The organism is Streptomyces sp. UG1 (genome assembly GCF_049974585.1).
Lineage (GTDB): Bacteria > Actinomycetota > Actinomycetes > Streptomycetales > Streptomycetaceae > Streptomyces.
The window spans coordinates 102196-120100 of the sequence record NZ_JBNGGG010000002.1 but is presented as its reverse complement, the minus strand read 5'-3'; the positions used below and the strand labels follow the sequence as shown (position 1 = coordinate 120100).

The window sequence follows — 17905 nt, the reverse complement described above, 5'->3', positions numbered from 1 at the left end:
ATGTCCCGCCTGCGCCCCGACATCCGACACACGCCCTAGTCGCGGACCGCCACGCGCTCCGCTTCCGCCTCCCTCGCGGTGGACTTGGCGACCACGACGGTCCGCCGGCTGCGCCGGGGGCGCAGGCCGGTGAGGGCGATCAGCAGGCCCGCGACCGCGATCACGGTGATCACGACCAGGGCGGGCAGGTAGCTGTCCAGGACCGCCTGCTCGGACGCGGGCTCCTCGGGCGCGTTCGCGGTCAGGACCGCCGTCACCACGGCCAGGAACAGCGCGCCGCCCACCTGGACCGAGGTGTTGAGCAGGCCCGAGACCATGCCCTGTTCGTGCTCGTCGACGCCGTTGGTGGCCTGGACGTTGAGCGAGGGGAAGGTCAGCGCGAAGCCCACGCCGGCCAGCAGCATGGTGGGCAGGATGACCACCGCGTAGACCGGGTCGAGGTCGATGCGCAGGAACAGGAGGTAGCCGAGGACCAACGAGGCGAAGCCGATCACGATCAGCCGCGCCGTGCCGAACCGGTCGATGACCGCACCGACCTTCGTCGCCGACAGCGCCACGAGCGCACCCGCCGGCAGGAACGCCAGCGCGGTGTGCAGGGCCGACCAGCCCAGAAGCTGCTGCATGTACAGCGTGACGAGGAACTGGAAGCTGATGTAGCTGCCGACGAACGTCAACGCGCCGAGCTGTGCCCGCACCTGGGCCCCGGAGCGCAGCACCCCCAGCCGGATCAGCGGGCTCGGGCTGCGTCGCTCGACGCGGACGAACGCCGTCAGCAGGGCGATCACGGCGACGAAGGACAGGATCGTGCGGGCCGAGCCCCAGCCCACCTCGGGCGCCTGGACGACGGTGAACACCAGCAGCAGCATCGACGCGGTGCCGAGGACGGCGCCGGGGATGTCGTAACCGCCGTCCGTCCGCTGGCGCTCGCTGCGCGGCAGCAGCTTCATGCCGACGGCCAGGGCGATCAACGCGATCGGCGCGGGCAGCAGCATGGTCAGGCGCCAACTGGCCTCGGTGAGCAGTCCGGAGAAGACCAGGCCCATCGAGTAGCCGGCGGCGCCGCAGGTGGTGTAGATCGACAGCGCGCGGTTGCGCACCGGGCCCTCGGCGAAGGTCGTGGTGATGATGGACAGGCCGGCGGGCGCGGTGAAGGCCGCGGCCAGGCCCTTGACGAAGCGGCTGGCGATCAGCAGCGGGCCCGAGTCGACGAGCCCGCCGAGCAGCGAGGCGAGCGCGAACACGGCCAGCGCCACCAGGAAGACCCGGCGCCGGCCCAGCAGGTCGGCGGTGCGGCCGCCGAGCAGCAGCAGGCCGCCGTAGCCCAGGATGTAGCCGCTGACGATCCATTGCAGCGTCGAGGTGGACAGGCCCAGGTCGGCGCCGATGGACGGCAGGGCGACACCGACCATCGACACGTCCAGCGCGTCCAGGAACATCGCGGCGCACAGCACCAGCAGGGTGCCCCACAGCCGGGGCGTCCAGCGGTCCGCCGTGGACGGTGCCGCGGAGGAGTTGAGCGGAGAGGTCATGCCGAGGAGACTACATGCGCATGCATGTGATGCAAGTGCATTTAATGTGGATGCAATAAAGGGTGGCCTTCTGCTACGGTGCGCCCCATGGCGGCGAAGAAGGCCGAGCAGGCCCTCGTGGACCAATGGCGGGACATGCTGGCGCTGCACGCGCGCACGCAGTGCGAACTCGACCGCGCGCTGCACCAACACGGCCTGTGCGCAAGCGACTTCGAGGTTCTGGACGTCCTGGCCGAGGGCTCGGGGCGAGGCCGCGCGGCGGGCTCGAAGCGCGGCTCGTCGTTCCGGGTGCAGGAGATCTCCGAGCGGGTGCACCTCAGCCAGAGCGCGCTGTCGCGGCTGATCGCCCGGCTGGAGAAGGACGGCCTGGTCCAGCGCCTGATGTGTCCGCAGGACCGGCGCGGCGTGGAGGTGGCCCTCACCGCCAAGGGGCGCGCGCTGCACGGCGAGGTGCTGCCCGTGCAGCGCGCGGTGCTGACGAGGATGCTGGCGAACTGACCGGCGTACGGGCCGGGTTCAGCTCCAGGTGATGGCGGAGTTCTCCCGCCACAGCGCGGCGACGGAGGCGTCGCCGGTCACCTGCGGGAAGGGCAGCCGGTTCCACAGCGACAGATACAGCCGGTCGGCCGGCCCGGCGATCTCGCAGTCGGCCTGAGCCGCGGCCGCAGCGCCTCGCTCGGTCACCGGCGGCTCCTGCGACAGCCGTACGGTCCACACGGCGTCGTCCGTGTCCGTCGCCCGCACCCGCAGCACCCGGGGTTCGGCGCTGCGCACCCGGCTCTTGGGCCGGGCGTGCATGCCGCGCAGCAACTCGTCGATGCCGTCCGTCGCGAAGCCGCGGTCGATCTCGCTCGGTGTGCCGCCGCGCGCCGACTCCGCGTCGAAGCGGTGCACGGCCGTCTCGTGCGCCTGCCTGCGCGCCCAGAACGTGAGAGGCGACGGGGCGGGCAGGAAGTGCCAGCACTGTACGTCCGCGGGGGCGCCGGCGAGCGTGTCGACGAGGTGCCGGTGGCCCTCGCGGAACCAGGCGAACAGTTCCGCCCCGTCGAGGTCGGGCAGCCCGCCGTCAGGGTGGTAGGAGGTGTGCCCCTCGGCCACGAAGGCCGCCGCCCAGCGATGCACCATCCCCGTGTGCCGCACCAGATCCCGCACCTGCCAGCCCGGGCAGGTCGGCACCTTGGCGTCGGCCCCGGCCTCCTCTGCGGCCGCGGCGAGCAGCTGGCCCGCACGCTCCAGGGCTCGAACGTATTCAGGTATCTCCATGGGGTGAGTGTGCAGCATCGAGCGCGGTCGAGGGCGAGCACCTCACCGGCCGCTCAGCGCTCCGCCGCACGCCCGACGAAGAGTCCGACCACGGCTGCCGTGGCCGCCAGCGCCGCGACACTGGTGAGGGCGATGGGCAGGGAGAACCAGTCGGCCATGAAGCCGATGGCGGGCGGTCCGAGGAGCATGCCCCCGTAGCCGAGCGTGGAGGCGGTCGCCACGCCCTCGGGGCCGGAGAGCGCACCGGCGCGTTCGACGGCGACCGGGAAGAGGTTGGCCAGGCCGAGCCCGGCGATCACGAAGCCGGCGAGCGCGGCCCACAGGGCCGGAGCGAGCGCGCCCAGCAGCATGCCGGCCGCGGCCGTCGCCCCGCCCGCCACCAAGGTGCGCGTCTGGCCCAGGCGTTCGAGCAGCCGGGTGCCGGTGAGGCGGCCGATGGTCATGGCGAGCGCGAAGCAGGAGTAACCGGCGGCGGCCACGCCCGGCGTGGTGCCGAGGTCCTGCTTCAGGTGCAGTGCGCTCCAGTCGGCCAGGGCGCCCTCCCCGTAGGCCGTGCACAGGGCGATCAGACCGAAGGTGATCACGAGCGGACGGGCGCGGGTGCCCGGTCGGCGCGGCGCGGACGTCGACTGCCGCGCGTCCTTGGGCGGTGCCGGCGGCGGGATGCGCAGCAGGACGCGGCCCGCTACGACGGTGACGAGCAGCCCGATCACGGTGAGGCCGAGCAGGTGCCGCGTGGGGGACAGGGAGCCGGCGACGAGTGCGCCCAGTCCGGCGCCGGTCATGCCGCCGAGACTGAAGGCGGCGTGGAAGCTGGGCATGATCGGGCGCCGCACGGCGTGCACCAGATCGACCGCGGCGCTGTTGAACGCGACGTTGATCCCGCCGTACGCACTGCCGAAGATCAGCAGCACGCCACCGAGGGCGAGCGCCGAGTGGGTGAGCGGCGGCAGGGCGACGCTCAGGGAGAGCAGGATGCCGCAGACCACGGTGACGGGGTGGCTGCCGTAGCGGCGGCACAGGCGGCCGGTGAGCATCATCGTGACGACGGCACCCGCGGAGACACCGAGCAGGGCCAGCCCGAGGGCGCTGGCGGAGGCGCCGGTCTGCTCCTTGACGGCGGGGATGCGCACGACCCAGCCGGCGAAGAGGAAGCCGTCCAGGGCGAAGAAGGTGGTCAGGGTGGCGCGGAGGCGGCTGAGGTCGGTGCGGGTGCCCGGCACGGCGTTGTGCGATCGGGCTTTGTTTATTTGCGGCACAAAGTCAGGCTAGGTGGGTGCGGGGGAGGGGGCAAGGGGCGGTCGGCGGGGGAGAGCGCGAAGCGTCTCGTACCCCGCGGCCGGATCACCTCCGTTGGCCGACTGTCCGGGATCCGTCCGAAGTGCGACGCTGAGACGAGAGGTATCCGCCGAGGGAACTCGGGAGGGCACGATGGGACGTGACGTGCCGGCCCTGGTGTTCACGCGGGAGGACCGCCGTCGGTACCGGGAGAAGATGCACACCTGCCTCGACGTGCTCGCCCAGATGCTGCGCGAGTCGACCTTCGAGAGCGAGCGGCCCAAGGTCGGGCTGGAGATCGAGCTCAACCTGGTGGACGGCGACGGGCTGCCGGCGATGCGCAACACCGAGGTTCTCCAGGCCATCGCCGACCCCGCCTGGTCGAGCGAGCTGGGCCGCTTCAACCTGGAGATCAACATCCCGCCGAGAGAGCTGACGACCGGCGGCCCCGGAGCCTGGGAGCAGGCCATCCGCGACGCGCTCAACCACGCCGAGGAACGCGCCTCGGCCGTGGGCGCGCACCTGATCATGATCGGGATTCTGCCCACCCTCGGGGAGTCGGACGTGGGGGAGACCGCCCTGTCCGGCGATCCGCGGTACCGGCTGCTCAACGAGCAGATCTTCGCGGCCCGGGGCGAGGACCTGCGGATCACGGTGGACGGCGTCGAGCGGCTGTCGACGTACGCCGACACCATCACCCCCGAGGCCGCCTGCACCAGCACCCAGTACCACCTCCAGGTCTCACCGAGGGACTTCGCGGACTACTGGAACGCGGCGCAGGCGATCGCCGGTGTGCAGATCGCCCTCGCGGCGAACTCGCCGTACCTCTTCGGCCGGGAGCTGTGGCGCGAGACCCGTATCCCCCTGTTCGAGCAGGCCACCGACACCCGCCCCGTGGAGATCAAGGCCCAGGGCGTACGGCCCCGGGTGTGGTTCGGCGAGCGCTGGATCACCAGCGTCTTCGATCTCTTCGAGGAGAACGTGCGGTACTACCCGGCCCTGCTCCCGCTGTGCGACGACGAGGACCCGCGGCGCACGCACGACACCGGCGGCGTCCCGCAACTGGGCGAGCTGACCCTCCACAACGGCACGATCTACCGCTGGAACCGCCCCGTCTACGCCGTCACCGGCAGCGGACCGCACCTGCGCATCGAGAACCGCGTCCTGCCCGCCGGCCCCACCGTGGCCGACACCATCGCCAACGGCGCCCTCTACTACGGCCTCACCCGCGCCCTGGTCGACGACGACCGGCCGGTCTGGACGCGGATGTCCTTCTCGGTGGCCGAGGAGAACCTCCACACCGCCGCCCGCGACGGCATCGACGCCCGCCTGTACTGGCCCGGCATGGGCGAGGTCCCGGCCACCGAACTGGTGCTGCGGCGCCTGCTGCCCCTGGCCCACCGCGGCCTGGAGCTGGCCGGCCTGGACGCGGCCTGGCGCGAGCCGCTGCTCGGCATCATCGAGCAGCGCTGTGTCAGCGCCCGCAACGGCGCCCTGTGGCAGGTGGACACGGTCCACCACCTGGAGAAGGCCGGCGCCGACCGGCGGGACGCGCTGCGGCGGATGACCAGGACCTATATGGACTACATGCATCTGAACGCGGCCGCGCACACGTGGCCCGTGGACTGACCCGAGGTCACCGGAGGGCCGCGTCCGCCCGCCACTTCCCGGCCGCTGTCAGCGGCACGGCGACAGGAGGCTGCGCCGACGTCGTCAGCTCGATACGGCGTCCCTCGGCGGCCGAGCGCAGCAGCGCGCTCATCGTCTCCAGCACGTGCAGGGCGAGTTCACCGCTCGCGCGGGGCGGGCGCCGGCCGTCGGCGGCGACGAAGTCGAGCAGGCCGAGGCCCCGGGCGCCGTCGACGTAGCCCGCCGAGACCGGGAGCGTGCGCCACTCGGCGGCGCCCAGTTCGAAGAGCCGGACCTCGCCGTCGAAGCGGTTCGGATCCGGCACGGCGAGTGTGCCCGTCTCGCCGTGCACCTCGATCGGCGCGGCGGTCGTGGCCACGCCGTCGAAGCTCGTCGTGAGCGTCGTCAGGGTCCCGTCGGCATGCTCGAGGACCCCACTGACGTGCGTGTCCACCCCGACCGGTATCCGCTCGCCCGTGCGCGGCCCGGAGCCGATGACGCGCTCGGCGCGCAGCCGCCCGGCCGCCCCGGTCACGGCCCGCACCGGACCCAGCAGATGCACCAGGGACGCCAGGTAGTACGGCCCCATGTCCAGCAGCGGGCCGCCCCCGTCCGTGTAGTAGAAGTCGGGGTGGGGATGCCAGCGTTCGTGGCCTGGCGTGACCATCACGGCCGACGCGAACTGGGGGCGCCCGATGCTCCCCGCCGCCACGGCCGCACGCGCCGTCTGGACGCCGGTGCCCAGGACCGTGTCCGGCGCACACCCCACACCGACGCCCGCCTTCGCGGCGGCCTCCAGCACGGCGTGCGCCTCGGCGAGGCCGGCGGTCAGCGGCTTCTCCCCGTAGACGTTCTTGCCGTGGCCGATGGCTCCCAGGGCGATCTCGGCGTGGGCCGCGGGGACCGTGAGGTTCAGCACCGTGTCGACGTCCGGGCTGCTCAGCAACTCCTCGACGGACAACGCCCGGACGCCCGGGAACTCGGCGGCGACCGCGGCCGACCGGGAGGCGTCGAGGTCGGCGACCGCAGTGATGCGTACGGCAGGGTGGCCCACGAGCGTGTCCAGGTACGCGCGCGAGATGACGCCGAGTCCTACGACGCCGATGCGGTGCGCGTCGCCCACAGCATGCCCCTTTCGATGATGGTGCGGACGGCGGGGTTCTCCAGCACGTCGAGGCTGTGGCCCGGCGTCGTCACCACCACCCGCCCGGCGCCCCATTCCCGGGTCCAGACCGCCGGGCAGGTGACCGGGCGGTGCCAGGGCTGCCACGGCCGGGTCGGGTGGGTGGTGGTGGCCAGTACGTCGATCAGGTCGTCGTGCAGCACCCAGTACTGCTCGGTGTGCAGCTCGAAGTCCTCGACGCCGGCGGTGATGGGGTGGTCGCGGCCCAACTCCGTGATGTTGACGGTGTGCGTCAGGTAGTTGTCCTCCTGAACCCCCTGCCGCTCGCAGGGCTCCTTGCCCGGGTGGGTGGCGAACTGCCCGCCCACCAGATGGAGATAGTCGGAGGAGGCCCGGAAGGAGTCGGCGATGCCGCCGTGCCAGCCGGTGAAGCCGGTGCCGGCCACGACCGCCGCGCTCAGTCCCGCCAACTGCTCGGCACCGATCTGCGACATCGTGACGCACTGCACGACGAGATCGGTGCCGGCCATCGCGTCGGCGTCGGCGTAGACCTCGGTGGACTCCTCGATCCTGACGGCGTATCCGTTGGCGCGCAGGAAGGGCAGGAACAACTCCGTGGCCCGGACCGGCTGATGCCCCTCCCAACCACCTCGGACCACCAGGGCTTGCTTCCGCGTCATCTCGTCCCTTCGTGGGCCGGCACAGTCACCTCACTATGTGCCGGTCGCTCGCGCGATGGAAAGAGTCGAGAGTCGACGCGAAACTTTCGCAGCCCGGCTACGTCGTCGGGCATTGCCGCATCGCCGCCCGGCCCATCAGATCCAGCCCTGTTCCCAGGCCCGGTGCGCGGCGGCATGGCGGGTAGGTGCGCCCAGCTTGGACATGGCCGAGGACAGGTAGTTGCGGACGGTGCCGGGGGCCAGATGGACCTCGGTGGCGATCTCGGCGACCGACGCGCCCGTACGGGCGGCGCGCAGGACCTCCAGTTCGCGGTCGGTGAGGGGGCAGTCGTCCTCGGTCAGCGCGGAGGCGGCGATGTCCGGGTCCACATAGCGGCGGCCGGCCGCGATGTCGCGGATGATCTCGGCCAGCCTGGTCGCCGGAGTCGTCTTGGGGACGAAGCCGCGCACCCCGGCGGCCAGGGCCCGGCGCAGTACGGCGGGCCGGGCGTGCCGCGTGACCAGGACGACCTGCGTGTTCAGCGCGGCCCGGATCTCCTCGGCCGCACGCAGCCCGTCGGTGGGCGGCATCTCCAGGTCGAGGACGGCGATGTCGGGGCGCAGCTCGCGGGCCAGCCGTACCGCGTCGGTGGAAGTGGCGGCCTCCGCGACCACGGTGAGGTCGTCCTCCAGCGCCAGCAGCGCGGCCAGGGCGCTTCTGAGCAGGTCCTCGTCGTCGGCGAGCAACAGGCGGATCATCGGGTGGCTCCGTCCGCGGGGCCGGGTGGGTCAGGCGTGGCCGGTGCCGGCACCGGCAGCGCGGCCGTGACCACGAAGCGGTCCCCGTCCCGCCGCCAGGTCAGCTCGCCGCCCGCCGCCTCCAGCCGCTCGGCGAGGCCGCGCAGTCCGGTGCCTTCCGGCGAGACATGGGCGTCCGACACGCCGTCGTTGCCGACCCGCAGCCTGGCGAAGCCGTCCGCGACCCGGTACTCGACCCCGGCGTGCTCGGCCTGGCTGTGCCGCAGGACATTCGTGGTGGCCTCCCGCATCACCAGACCGAGCAGGTGACGGCCGGCGTTGGTGAGAGCGGTGGCCACGGCGTCGGGGTCGAGCGTCATCCGCGCGTCGATGCCGGCGGCGGCCAGCACCCGGGTCGCGTTGGCGATCTCGTCGTCCAGAGTCGTACGCCGGTACCCCCGCACCACGGCCCGGGTGTCACTGAGGGCGTCCGCCGCGAGCCGCCGTATCTCCTTCAGCTCCACGGCCGCACGCGCCGGGTCCGTCTCGACCAGCCGGGCCGCCAACTCGCCCTTCAGAGCGATCACCTGGAGATGGTGGCCCTGGATGTCGTGCAGGTCGGCGGCGAACCGCAGCCGTTCCTCCCGGACCGCCAGCTCCGCCTCCAGTCGCCGCGCCTCGTCCAGCCGCCGAGCGGTGTCCCAGGCCCACAGCGGGCCCAGCGTCACCCAGGCCGTGAAGGCGACCAGCCCGGCGGGGAACAGCGCGGCGTACGCCAACTCGCCGTCCCCCTCGGCCAGGCTGACGACGCTCCCGGGCAGCAGCGCGCCGGCCACCGCGCCCACGATCAGCAGGCGCCGGCGGCGCGACGGCAGATACGTCGCGACGATCGCCACCACCACGGCCGGCGCGACCGCCCACAGCCCGTAGTTCCGCAGCGCCAGGGGAGCCGCCGCGAGCACGACTGCGGCCCCGGCCGCGGCGATCAGCCATCCCGTGGGCGGTCCGCCGGGATGCGCTTCGGCCGCCGGCAGGAGCGCCAGTCGACGGCTCAGCAGCACGACGCTCGCCCCCACCTCGACCGCCAGCGCGGCAGCGGCCGGTGCGCGGGCCCACAGCGGAACGTCGCCGTCCAGGATCCACGCGCCGACGAAGAGGGCCAGGACACACGCGATCATGCCCGGCACGGTCCACCAGGTGTAGCGGCGAAGGCTCGTCAGCCCCGCCGCCCCGTGATCCGTCGCCCCGTCCCCCACCCGGTCATTGTGGCCCACGCCGCATGACAAATGTCATGCCCGTCCGTGACAACGCCACGCGCGGGCATGGGGATTCGGCACTACTGGCGGGCCGTGCCGCGGAGCAGGGTGGAGGTGTCGTCAGCAGATACCCCACCCCGGTACCGAAAACAGAGCCCACCCGGAGGTCCCCATGTCCACCCCCGCGCCCCACCCGACGGCAGACCACCCGCACCCGGCCGCGACCCTCAAACGGCGCTGGCCCACCGCACTGGCCGTCGTGGTCATCGTCTTCAACCTGGCCGCATCCGGCTCGGAGGACCTGGCCGACGCCGTCGGCAGCCAGGGGGAGATATTGCCGTTGCTGCCGCTGATCTACCTGATGGTCAATCAGCTCGGCCGGCCCCGGTACACCTGGCCGGTGCTCGGGGCCGGGCTGGTGGCCGTGTTCGGCCTCGGGGCGCAGGACGCGGTCGCCCCGTCAACGGTCCTCGTCGCCTTCGCCGCGGTCCTGCTGGCCTGGGGCACCGTCCGCGGAACCCCGAACGGGCGGGCCACGTTCGGGGCCCAGGCCGTCGGCGCGGTCCTCTTCTGCGGGCTCGCGCTGGCCGGGCTGGCGGTGGATCCGGATCTGGGCCGCTATCTGGTGGCGGCCGGCTGGTTCTTCCACGGCGTCTGGGACTTCGTGCATCTGCGGCTCGACAAGGTCGTCTCCCGCACGTTCGCCGAGTTCTGCGGCCTCATCGACGTATTCGTCGCCGTCCAACTGCTGTTCCTGGTCTAGCCGGCGCGAGGAATGGCCGAGAGGAACGGCCGAGAGGAACGGCCGAGAGAGGCATGGCCGAGAAGCGACGGGGGCGGGGCCCGTAACCGGGTCCCGCCCCTTACGTTGCCACCAGTGGTCTCTCCCGTCCGATCCGCCAACTCCGCGCACTGGGAGCTCCCTTGGACACCGAAGACACCTCCGGCGACCCGCGTTCCGGCCCGCTCTCCCGCCGCAGATTCCTCCAGGCCACCGCCACCACCACCGTCACTGCCACGGCGCTCGCCACCGTCGGCACGCCGGTCGCGGCCGCCGCATCCGAGGCGACCACCCTCTCCTTCACCGCGGCCACGGGCGGCTCCGCGACCCTCGCCCCCTCCGGTGACCGGCTGGTCGCCGAGGTGCAGAACGTGCTCTGGTCCCTCCCGCGCAAGGGCGGCGCCGCCGTCCCGCTCACCCCGCCCGGCCTCGAACCCACCCGCCCGCAGTTCTCGCCCGACGGCAGCCGACTGGTCGTCTGCGCCTACCGCGACGGCGGCTTCCACCTCTGGACGCTGCGGCCCGACGGCTCCGGACTGCGCAGGCTCACCGACGGACCGTGGGACGACCGTGGCCCGGCCTGGTCGCCGGACGGCACCCGGATCGCCTTCGCCTCCGAGCGCGGCGGCGACACCGTGACCGGTGCCCCGTACCGCATCTGGGTCGTGGACGTGCGCACCGGCGAGCTGACCCGGCTCACCGGGCGCCCCGGCCAGGAGGGGCCCGGACAGGACGCCCGCTGGGAGGACTTCGACCCGGCGTGGTCGCCGGACGGCGAGGGGGTGCTCTTCGTGCGGGCCGGCGTCACGGCCACGGGCACCCTCCGCGCCACCACCGTGGCCCGCGTGGCCGCCGACGGCTCGGGCCCGGTCACCACCGAGCACACCGACGACTCCGGCGCCCAGCTCATGACCCCCGCCGTCTCGCCGGCCGGACGCCTGGCCTACCTGCGCACCACCGCCGCACCCGCGGCGTCCTGCACCCTCGTCGTGGACGGCAGGCCCGTCGCCGTCGGGGGCGACCTGCTGCCCGCACCGCCCCGCTGGGCGGACGCCGGGCGCCTGCTGCTCACCGTCGACGGGCACTTCCGCCTGATCGACCCGGACGCACCGGACGCCGGCGAGGAGATCCCGTTCACCGCCACCCTGCCCGTGCACCGGCCCCGCTACCGCGGCAAGGCGTACGACTTCGAGGGCGCCGGCACCCGTCCCGTACGCGCGCTGCACCTGCCCGCCCTGTCGCCGGACGGCCGCAGCGTCGCCTTCGCCGCCCTCAACGCGCTGTGGACCGCCGGGACGACCGACGGACGCGCGCCCCGCAAGGTGCTTCAAGTCCCCGCCAGCCGCTATGTGCTGGCGCCCACCTGGACACCCGACGGCACGGCGCTGGTGTACGCCGACGACCGTGCCGGACTGTTCGCCGTACGGCGCCGTGACCTCGATACGGGGGAGGAGGACGTACTGGCCGAGGGCGGCCGGGTCTTCCCCGCGCTCTCCCCCGACGGGAACCGGCTGGCCTGCCTGGACATGTCCGGCAACCTCGTCGTGCGCGACCTGCCCGACGGCGCCGAACGGATCCTCGCCGCACCGCTCGGCTCCGGCGGGCTGCCCGGCCGCCCCAGTTGGTCGCCCGACGGCCGGTACCTGGCGCTGTGCGACCGCAACCGCCTCAACCAGCGCTTCCGGGAGGGCTACAACCTCATCCGGGTCCTCGACACGACCACCGGGACCGCCACGCTGCACGCGCTCGCCCCGCACACCTCGCTCTCCGACCGCTACGACTCGGGGCCCGTCTGGTCCCCGGACGGCCGCTGGATGGCCGTGGTCGCCGAGTCGGCCCTGTGGCTGCTGCCGGTCCGCGCCGACGGCACCCCGGACGGTGAGCCACGTCGGCTGACGACCGAGCCGGCCGACCACCCCTCCTGGTCCGCCGACGCCCGCACCCTGCTCTACCTCTCCGCGGGCGCCCTGCGCCTGATCGACGTACCCAGCGGCAGGACCCGTAGCGTCCGTGTCCCGCTGGACTACCGCCGGCCGCGCCCGGCCGACACGGTGGTGCACGCGGGCCGCTTCTGGGACGGCACCGGCCCGGACGTCCGCGAGGACATCGACGTCGTCGTCCGCGACGGCCGGATCGCCGAGGTGAGCGCGCACCGCGCCGGCCGCCCGGCCGCCCACCGGGTCGACGCGAGCGACCGCACTGTGATCCCGGGCCTGTGGGACGCACACACCCACCCCTGGCAGACCACGTACGGCGGCCGGCAGACCGCGCTGCAACTCGCCTACGGCGTCACCACGGCCGTCTCGCTGGGCGGCTTCGCCTACGAGCAGGCCCGCGTCCGGGAGGCCGTCGCCGCCGGGGCGCTCGCCGGGCCCCGGTTGCTGGCCACCGGCGAACTGCTCGACGGGGCGCGCGTCGCCTACAGCATGGGCCGCGCCCACCGCACCCGCGAGGGACTGCGCCGCTCGCTGGCGCGCGGCCGGGCGCTGGACTGGGACTTCGTGAAGACGTACGTGCGCGCCCCGGGCTGGGTGATGAAGGAGGCCGCGGACTTCGGGCACAAGCGGCTCGGCGTGCGCAGCGGCAGCCATCTGTGCAGCCCGGGCGTGCAGTTGGGCCAGGACCTGACCACCCATCTGCAGGCCACCCAGCGGCTGGAGTTCGGGCACGCGACCTCCGCGACCGGCCGTTCCTACCAGGACGTCGAGGAGATCTACTCCGCCACCGACTTCCACCTCGTCGCGACCCCGTTCACCGCCCTGGCCCTCCTCGGCGCCGACCCCGGGCTCGCGGACGACCCGCGCGTCACCGCGCTCATGCCGCCGTGGGACGTCGCGCTCGTCCGCGAGCAGGCCGGGCAGCCGCCCACCGACGCCCAACTGGCCACCCTGGCAAGAGAGATGGAGGTATACCGGCGGATCCTCGCGGGCGGCGGTCTGATCGCGCTCGGCACCGACCAGCCGCTCGTCCCGGTCGGACTGCATCTGCACCTGGCCCTGCGCGCCCTGCACCGCGCCGGACTCTCACCGGCCGAGGCGCTGCGCACCGCGACGCTGCTGCCCGCGCGGGTCTTCGGCGCCGACGCCGACCTGGGCACGCTTCAGGAGGGCAAGCTGGCCGATCTCACGGTCGTGGACGGCGACCCCTTCACCGACTTCGCCACGCTGATCCGGACGACGGCCGTTCTGCGGGGCGGTGTGCCGTTCGAGCAGGGGGAGCTGGTCGACTCCTTCGACGCCGCCCCCGGGCGACGGGCGCGGGAGGAGTGGCTGGAGGTGAGCCGCCGGATGCGGCGCGAGGGATGCTGCGATCCGGGCCTGTGAGCGGGACACGGTTCGCACACACCTTGTGAAACATCTGCGCAGGAGTGTCACCCGGGCTGCACACAGGCCGTCGAAAGCCTCGTTAGCGTTGCAGGCCGTTCGATCCCCCAGGCGAACCCAGGAAGACCGTAGATGGACTACTGCTCCTCGTGCCGTCGGCATCTCAACGGGGCCCTCGTATGCCCCGGGTGCGGCGCCTACGCCCCGGACATCGCTCCCTTTGCGGCAGGGGGCGCCACCGTGTCGGCCGCGCCCGGCCCGAGGGCGGAGGCACCCGCCGTCGACACCTGGTACGACGGCTACTTCCGTGACGAGCCGGCGCCGCGGTCCACCGCGGACGAGACCGCTCCGGTCGAGGACGTCGAAGGCGCGCCCGCCGTCGCCCCGATGGGCCGGGCGGCACGCCGTCGGCAGCGGGCCCGCTGGAAGAAGAACCAGCGCCGCGCCGTGGTCGCGACCGCCGTCGCCCTGGTCGGCGGCGGCCTGACCGTCTCGGCGATGAACCAGCGGTCCGGCGACAAGGCCCAGGCGGCCACCGCGCCCGAACGACCGGACACGGGCCTGCCGGAGCAGGGGACGGAGTTCGCCCGCCCGGCGTCCACTCCGCCGGACACCCACAAGTCCCCGCGCACCACCACGCCCTCCGCGGACCCGACCCCGACCAACGCTGGGCGCGAGTCCGTCACCACGCCGCGCACCACACGGCACGTCGCCCGACCGGACGCCGCCGCCACCCCGACCCCCACCGCGCCCGAGGCCCCGCGGACCCGGCCCAACTCCCCGGACCCCGAAGGGGCGAACTCCGGCGACAGCACCGGCGGCGAGGCGGCCGCGCAGCAGACGCCGGCCCCGACGCCGAGCGACAACGCGGACTCCGGCGCGTCCCCGGCGCCGACGAGCCCGGCCCCGGAGGCGACCTCTCCGGAGCAGGAGCAGCTCTGCGTGCTCAACCTCGTCTGCCTCGGCTGACCACCCGGGGAACCGGGACCTGACCGCCCCGGCGGCACGCCACCTGAGATCACCGTCACCCTCCCGCATCGCCACACAACCTCGTGGATGCGGTCATGCTGGAAGAAGCCGGACGCCGTCCCGACGGGGTCCGGCGCCGGCAGAGCAAGGACGACGCCCTCAGGAAGGAACGTTCCCCATGGTCGAGCAGGACGATCGCTTCGATGTCGTGGTCCTCGGAGCGGGGCCCGGCGGCTATGTCGCCGCCATCCGCGCCGCCCAGTTGGGCAAGCGGGTGGCGGTCGTGGAGGAGAAGTACTGGGGCGGCGTCTGTCTGAACGTGGGCTGCATCCCCAGCAAGGCCCTGCTGCGCAACGCCGAACTGGCGCACATCTTCACCCGCGAGGCGAAGACCTTCGGCATCAAGGTGGACGGGCAGGTCTCCTTCGACTACGGCGAGGCGTTCCGCCGCAGCCGCAAGGTCGCCGACGGCCGGGTCAAGGGCGTCCACTACCTGATGAAGAAGAACAAGATCACCGAGTTCGACGGCCGCGGCACCTTCCTCGACCCGCACACCCTCCAGGTGGCCGGCTCCGACGGCGCCACCCGCACCATCGGCTTCGACCACTGCATCATCGCCACCGGCGCCACGCCCAAGCTGCTCCCCGGGACCCGGCGCAGTTCCCGCGTGGTGACCTTCGAGGAGCAGATCCTGGCCGAGGAACTGCCCGGCTCGATCATCATCGCCGGCGCCGGGGCGATCGGCGTCGAGTTCGCGTATGTGCTCCACAACTACGGCGTGAAGGTCACCATCGTCGAGTTCCTGGACCGCATGGCCCCGCTGGAGGACGCCGAGGTCTCCGCCGAACTCGCCAAGCAGTACCGCAGGCTGGGCATCGACGTGCTCACCTCCACCCGGGTCGACGCGGTCGACGAGTCCGGCGAGCGGGTGCGCGTCACGGTCACCGGCAAGGACGGCGCCCAGCAGGTGCTGGAGGCCGACAAGGTGCTCCAGGCGATCGGCTTCGCGCCGAACGTCTCCGGCTACGGCCTGGAGACCACCGGTGTGAGCGTCACCGAGCGCGGCGCGATCGACGTCGACGGCCGCTGCCGTACCTCCGTCCCGCACATCTTCGCCATCGGCGACGTGACGGCGAAGCTGATGCTCGCGCACGCCGCCGAGGCGATGGGCATCGTCGCCGCCGAGACCATCGCGGACGCCGAGACCATGGAACTCGACTACGTGATGATCCCGCGGGCCACCTACTGCCAGCCGCAGATCGCCAGCTTCGGCTGGACCGAGGCACAGGCCCGCGAGCGGGGCTTCGACGTGCAGGTGGCGAAGTTCCCCTTCACCGCCAACGGCAAGTCGCACGGCCTGGGCGACGCGACCGGCTTCGTCAAGCTGATCAGCGACGCCAAGTACGGCGAACTCCTCGGCGGCCACCTCATCGGCCCGGACGTCACCGAACTGCTGCCCGAGCTGACCCTGGCCCAGCAGTGGGACCTGACCGTCCATGAGGTGGCCCGCAACGTCCACGCCCACCCGACGCTCGGCGAGGCGGTCAAGGAGGCGGTCCACGGTCTCGCCGGCCACATGATCAACTTCTGAGGTCGGGGCGGCACCCGCCCTAGCCGTCGAGCCACCAGCGGGCCGCCGACCAGGCCAGTGCGTAACTGAGGCCGTTCACCGCCCAGTGCAGGGTCATCGGCGCGATCAGGCTGCCGGAGCGGCGGCGCAGCTCGCACAGCACGACCCCGGCGAGGGCCGTGGCCACGATCGCCATGGCCACCGTCGGGGCCACGCCGCCCGGGCCGTCGCCGAAGACGGAGGCGGCAGCGGCGTTGGAGCGGTTGATGCCCCGGGAGGGCATCAAGTGCCACAGCCCGAACAGCACCGACGACACCCCCGTCGCCCACGCCGTTCCGTGCCGACGCCGGATCATCGCCCACAACACGCCACGAAACGCCATCTCCTCGAGCAGCACGGTCCCGAACGGCACCCGCACCAGCGCTCCCCACAGCATCCGCCCCAGCGACAGCTCCGTGGCCCTGGCGTCCCGGAACGCCTCGCGCCCGGTCGGCACGGCGAGCAGCACCAGCAGCACCAGCAGAACGATCCCCACCAGCACCGGAGCCCACCGCAGTCCCCGGCGCACCGCCGCCGCGTCGAGCCCCAGGTCGGCCCGGGTGAGACCGTCCCAGCGGGCGATCAGCAGCAGGACGGCGGTCGCGATCACGCAGATGACCACGTACAGGGCGGGGCCCCGCGCGAGCCAGTTGTTCAGCAGGTTCGCGGCGGCGAGCACGGCGACAGCACAGGTGATCCGCATCCGGGTTCCAGCATCCCCCGGCGCGGGCGGTCAGCCCACAGCACAGACCCCCACCTGTGGCGCCCCACCACTACAGTGCGCATCCTCGGTGGTACCCCGACCCAGGGAGGCACGATCGACATGCCGGCCAAGAACCTCACCGCCAACCGCGCGGCCCTCGGCCATCGCCTGGCCTACGCCCTGCGCCACCCCGACCGAGTGCCCCGCCATCTGGCCCGCTCCGCCCGCGACATCTGGCTGCGCCGCCGCCACCCGGACCATGTCTCCTACTACCGGGCCGTGATGCGCTCCGACACCCGGGCCGACCCGGACGCCGCCGTCGGCAGCCACAACCGGGAGCGGTGGCTGGCGCTCGGGGCGATGCAGTTCGACTACCTCGTCGGCCACGGGCTGCGCCCCGAGCACCGGATGCTGGAGATCGGCTGCGGCAACCTGCGCGGCGGCTGGCGGTTCATCCGCCATCTGGAGCCCGGCCACTACTACGGCATCGACATCTCGCCCGACATCCTCTTCGCCGCGCAGGACACCGTCGTCGAGATGGACCTGCAGCGACGGCTGCCCACGCTGACCCCGGTGCGCGATCTGACCCTGCGGTTCCTGCCCGACGCCCACTTCGACGTCGTGCACGCGCACAGCGTCTTCTCGCACTCACCGCTGCCGGTCATCGAGGAGTGCCTGGCCAACGTCGGCCGGGTGCTGGCGCCCGACGGCTGGTTCGACTTCACCTTCGACCGCACCGAGGGCACGGAGCACCATGTGCTGCGGGAGGACTTCTACTACCGCACCGAGACCCTCCTCGCGCTCGCCGAGAAGCACGGGCTGCGGGCCCGCTTCATGGCGGACTGGGAGGAGCTCCCGCACCGGCAGTCGAAAATCCGGGTCACGCACGCGGGGTGAATCGATGCCCCGTCAGTAACTTTTTGTTTCCGGTCAGTAGGTCATCTGTCCCGGACTCTTGACTCGGCATGCGGCACTGGCCACCCTCGTGGCACGTTGTGCGAGGTCATGACAACTCGACCCCGCTCTCCCGCCGACCGAGGGACAT

The 17905-nt window shown here is 72.8% G+C and carries 15 protein-coding genes; 7 read left to right on the top strand and 8 right to left on the bottom strand.

The window, feature by feature from the left end; translation table 11 throughout:
• Window positions 1–35 precede the first annotated feature (35 nt).
• Window positions 36–1529: an MFS transporter gene (locus ACP4J3_RS02805; protein ID WP_426529964.1), complete on the bottom strand. Its 1494-nt coding sequence runs from the start codon at window positions 1527–1529 to the stop codon at window positions 36–38.
• An 87-nt stretch (window positions 1530–1616) separates the two neighbouring features.
• On the opposite strand from ACP4J3_RS02805, the gene ACP4J3_RS02800 reads away from it, so the two are divergent.
• Window positions 1617–2027: a MarR family winged helix-turn-helix transcriptional regulator gene (locus tag ACP4J3_RS02800; protein WP_426529962.1), complete on the top strand. Its 411-nt coding sequence runs from the start codon at window positions 1617–1619 to the stop codon at window positions 2025–2027.
• Window positions 2028–2045: 18 nt separating this feature from the next.
• On the opposite strand, the gene ACP4J3_RS02795 is transcribed toward ACP4J3_RS02800, so the two are convergent.
• Window positions 2046–2792: a maleylpyruvate isomerase family mycothiol-dependent enzyme gene (locus ACP4J3_RS02795; RefSeq protein ID WP_426529960.1), complete on the bottom strand. Its 747-nt coding sequence runs from the start codon at window positions 2790–2792 to the stop codon at window positions 2046–2048.
• Between the two features lie 53 nt (window positions 2793–2845).
• Entirely contained in the window at window positions 2846–4015 is a 1170-nt protein-coding gene (locus tag ACP4J3_RS02790) for an MFS transporter (protein WP_426529958.1), read from the bottom strand.
• A 208-nt stretch (window positions 4016–4223) separates the two neighbouring features.
• On the opposite strand from ACP4J3_RS02790, the gene ACP4J3_RS02785 reads away from it, so the two are divergent.
• Window positions 4224–5699: a glutamate-cysteine ligase family protein gene (locus ACP4J3_RS02785; protein WP_426529956.1), complete on the top strand. Its 1476-nt coding sequence runs from the start codon at window positions 4224–4226 to the stop codon at window positions 5697–5699.
• A 7-nt stretch (window positions 5700–5706) separates the two neighbouring features.
• On the opposite strand, the gene ACP4J3_RS02780 is transcribed toward ACP4J3_RS02785, so the two are convergent.
• From ACP4J3_RS02780 to ACP4J3_RS02765, 4 genes are all read right to left on the bottom strand, one after another.
• Complete coding sequence (locus tag ACP4J3_RS02780; protein ID WP_426529954.1) at window positions 5707–6822, bottom strand: Gfo/Idh/MocA family protein; 1116 nt, start codon at window positions 6820–6822, stop codon at window positions 5707–5709.
• Entirely contained in the window at window positions 6792–7502 is a 711-nt protein-coding gene (locus ACP4J3_RS02775; RefSeq protein WP_426529952.1) for a ThuA domain-containing protein, read from the bottom strand. The genes ACP4J3_RS02780 and ACP4J3_RS02775 overlap by 31 nt, the downstream gene beginning before the upstream one ends.
• A 135-nt stretch (window positions 7503–7637) precedes the next feature.
• A complete protein-coding gene (locus ACP4J3_RS02770) occupies window positions 7638–8240 on the bottom strand; it encodes a DNA-binding response regulator (RefSeq protein WP_426529950.1) in 603 nt (200 codons plus the stop codon).
• Window positions 8237–9475 (bottom strand): sensor histidine kinase, encoded by a 1239-nt coding sequence (locus ACP4J3_RS02765; RefSeq protein WP_426529948.1) that lies wholly within the window; start codon window positions 9473–9475, stop codon window positions 8237–8239. Before ACP4J3_RS02765 ends, ACP4J3_RS02770 begins: the two co-directional genes overlap by 4 nt.
• 172 nt (window positions 9476–9647) lie before the next feature.
• Between ACP4J3_RS02765 and ACP4J3_RS02760 the strand changes: the two genes are divergently transcribed.
• The 4 genes from ACP4J3_RS02760 to lpdA all read left to right on the top strand — a co-directional run bounded on the left by ACP4J3_RS02760 (window position 9648) and on the right by lpdA (window position 16139).
• On the top strand, window positions 9648–10238 hold the full coding sequence (locus ACP4J3_RS02760) for a hypothetical protein (RefSeq protein WP_426529946.1): 591 nt from the start codon (window positions 9648–9650) through the stop codon (window positions 10236–10238).
• Between the two features lie 161 nt (window positions 10239–10399).
• Window positions 10400–13579, top strand: coding sequence for an amidohydrolase family protein (locus tag ACP4J3_RS02755; RefSeq protein WP_426529944.1), 3180 nt, complete (start codon window positions 10400–10402; stop codon window positions 13577–13579).
• Between the two features lie 132 nt (window positions 13580–13711).
• Window positions 13712–14548, top strand: a complete 837-nt coding sequence (locus ACP4J3_RS02750; RefSeq protein ID WP_426529942.1) for an SCO2400 family protein — start codon at window positions 13712–13714, stop codon at window positions 14546–14548.
• Between the two features lie 178 nt (window positions 14549–14726).
• Window positions 14727–16139: a dihydrolipoyl dehydrogenase gene (gene lpdA, locus ACP4J3_RS02745; RefSeq protein WP_426529940.1), complete on the top strand. Its 1413-nt coding sequence runs from the start codon at window positions 14727–14729 to the stop codon at window positions 16137–16139.
• A gap of 19 nt (window positions 16140–16158) precedes the next feature.
• Here lpdA and ACP4J3_RS02740 read toward each other — a convergent pair whose 3' ends face one another.
• Entirely contained in the window at window positions 16159–16860 is a 702-nt protein-coding gene (locus ACP4J3_RS02740; protein ID WP_426529938.1) for a CPBP family intramembrane glutamic endopeptidase, read from the bottom strand.
• 120 nt (window positions 16861–16980) lie between these two features.
• Between ACP4J3_RS02740 and ACP4J3_RS02735 the strand changes: the two genes are divergently transcribed.
• Window positions 16981–17757, top strand: coding sequence for a class I SAM-dependent methyltransferase (locus ACP4J3_RS02735; protein ID WP_426529936.1), 777 nt, complete (start codon window positions 16981–16983; stop codon window positions 17755–17757).
• The last annotated feature ends 148 nt before the right edge of the window (window positions 17758–17905 follow it).

Bases quoted from the DNA above. Each gene is read 5' to 3' on its own strand.
- ACP4J3_RS02750 (WP_426529942.1), top strand. From the start codon at position 13,712: ATGGACTACTGCTCCTCGTGCCGTCGGCATCTCAACGGGGCCCTCGTA.
- ACP4J3_RS02800 (WP_426529962.1), top strand. From the start codon at position 1,617: ATGGCGGCGAAGAAGGCCGAGCAGGCCCTCGTGGACCAATGGCGGGAC.
- ACP4J3_RS02760 (WP_426529946.1), top strand. From the start codon at position 9,648: ATGTCCACCCCCGCGCCCCACCCGACGGCAGACCACCCGCACCCGGCC.
- ACP4J3_RS02795 (WP_426529960.1), bottom strand. From the start codon at position 2,792: ATGGAGATACCTGAATACGTTCGAGCCCTGGAGCGTGCGGGCCAGCTG.
- ACP4J3_RS02740 (WP_426529938.1), bottom strand. From the start codon at position 16,860: ATGCGGATCACCTGTGCTGTCGCCGTGCTCGCCGCCGCGAACCTGCTG.
- ACP4J3_RS02785 (WP_426529956.1), top strand. From the start codon at position 4,224: ATGGGACGTGACGTGCCGGCCCTGGTGTTCACGCGGGAGGACCGCCGT.
- ACP4J3_RS02775 (WP_426529952.1), bottom strand. From the start codon at position 7,502: ATGACGCGGAAGCAAGCCCTGGTGGTCCGAGGTGGTTGGGAGGGGCAT.
- lpdA (WP_426529940.1), top strand. From the start codon at position 14,727: ATGGTCGAGCAGGACGATCGCTTCGATGTCGTGGTCCTCGGAGCGGGG.
- ACP4J3_RS02805 (WP_426529964.1), bottom strand. From the start codon at position 1,529: ATGACCTCTCCGCTCAACTCCTCCGCGGCACCGTCCACGGCGGACCGC.
- ACP4J3_RS02735 (WP_426529936.1), top strand. From the start codon at position 16,981: ATGCCGGCCAAGAACCTCACCGCCAACCGCGCGGCCCTCGGCCATCGC.
- ACP4J3_RS02770 (WP_426529950.1), bottom strand. From the start codon at position 8,240: ATGATCCGCCTGTTGCTCGCCGACGACGAGGACCTGCTCAGAAGCGCC.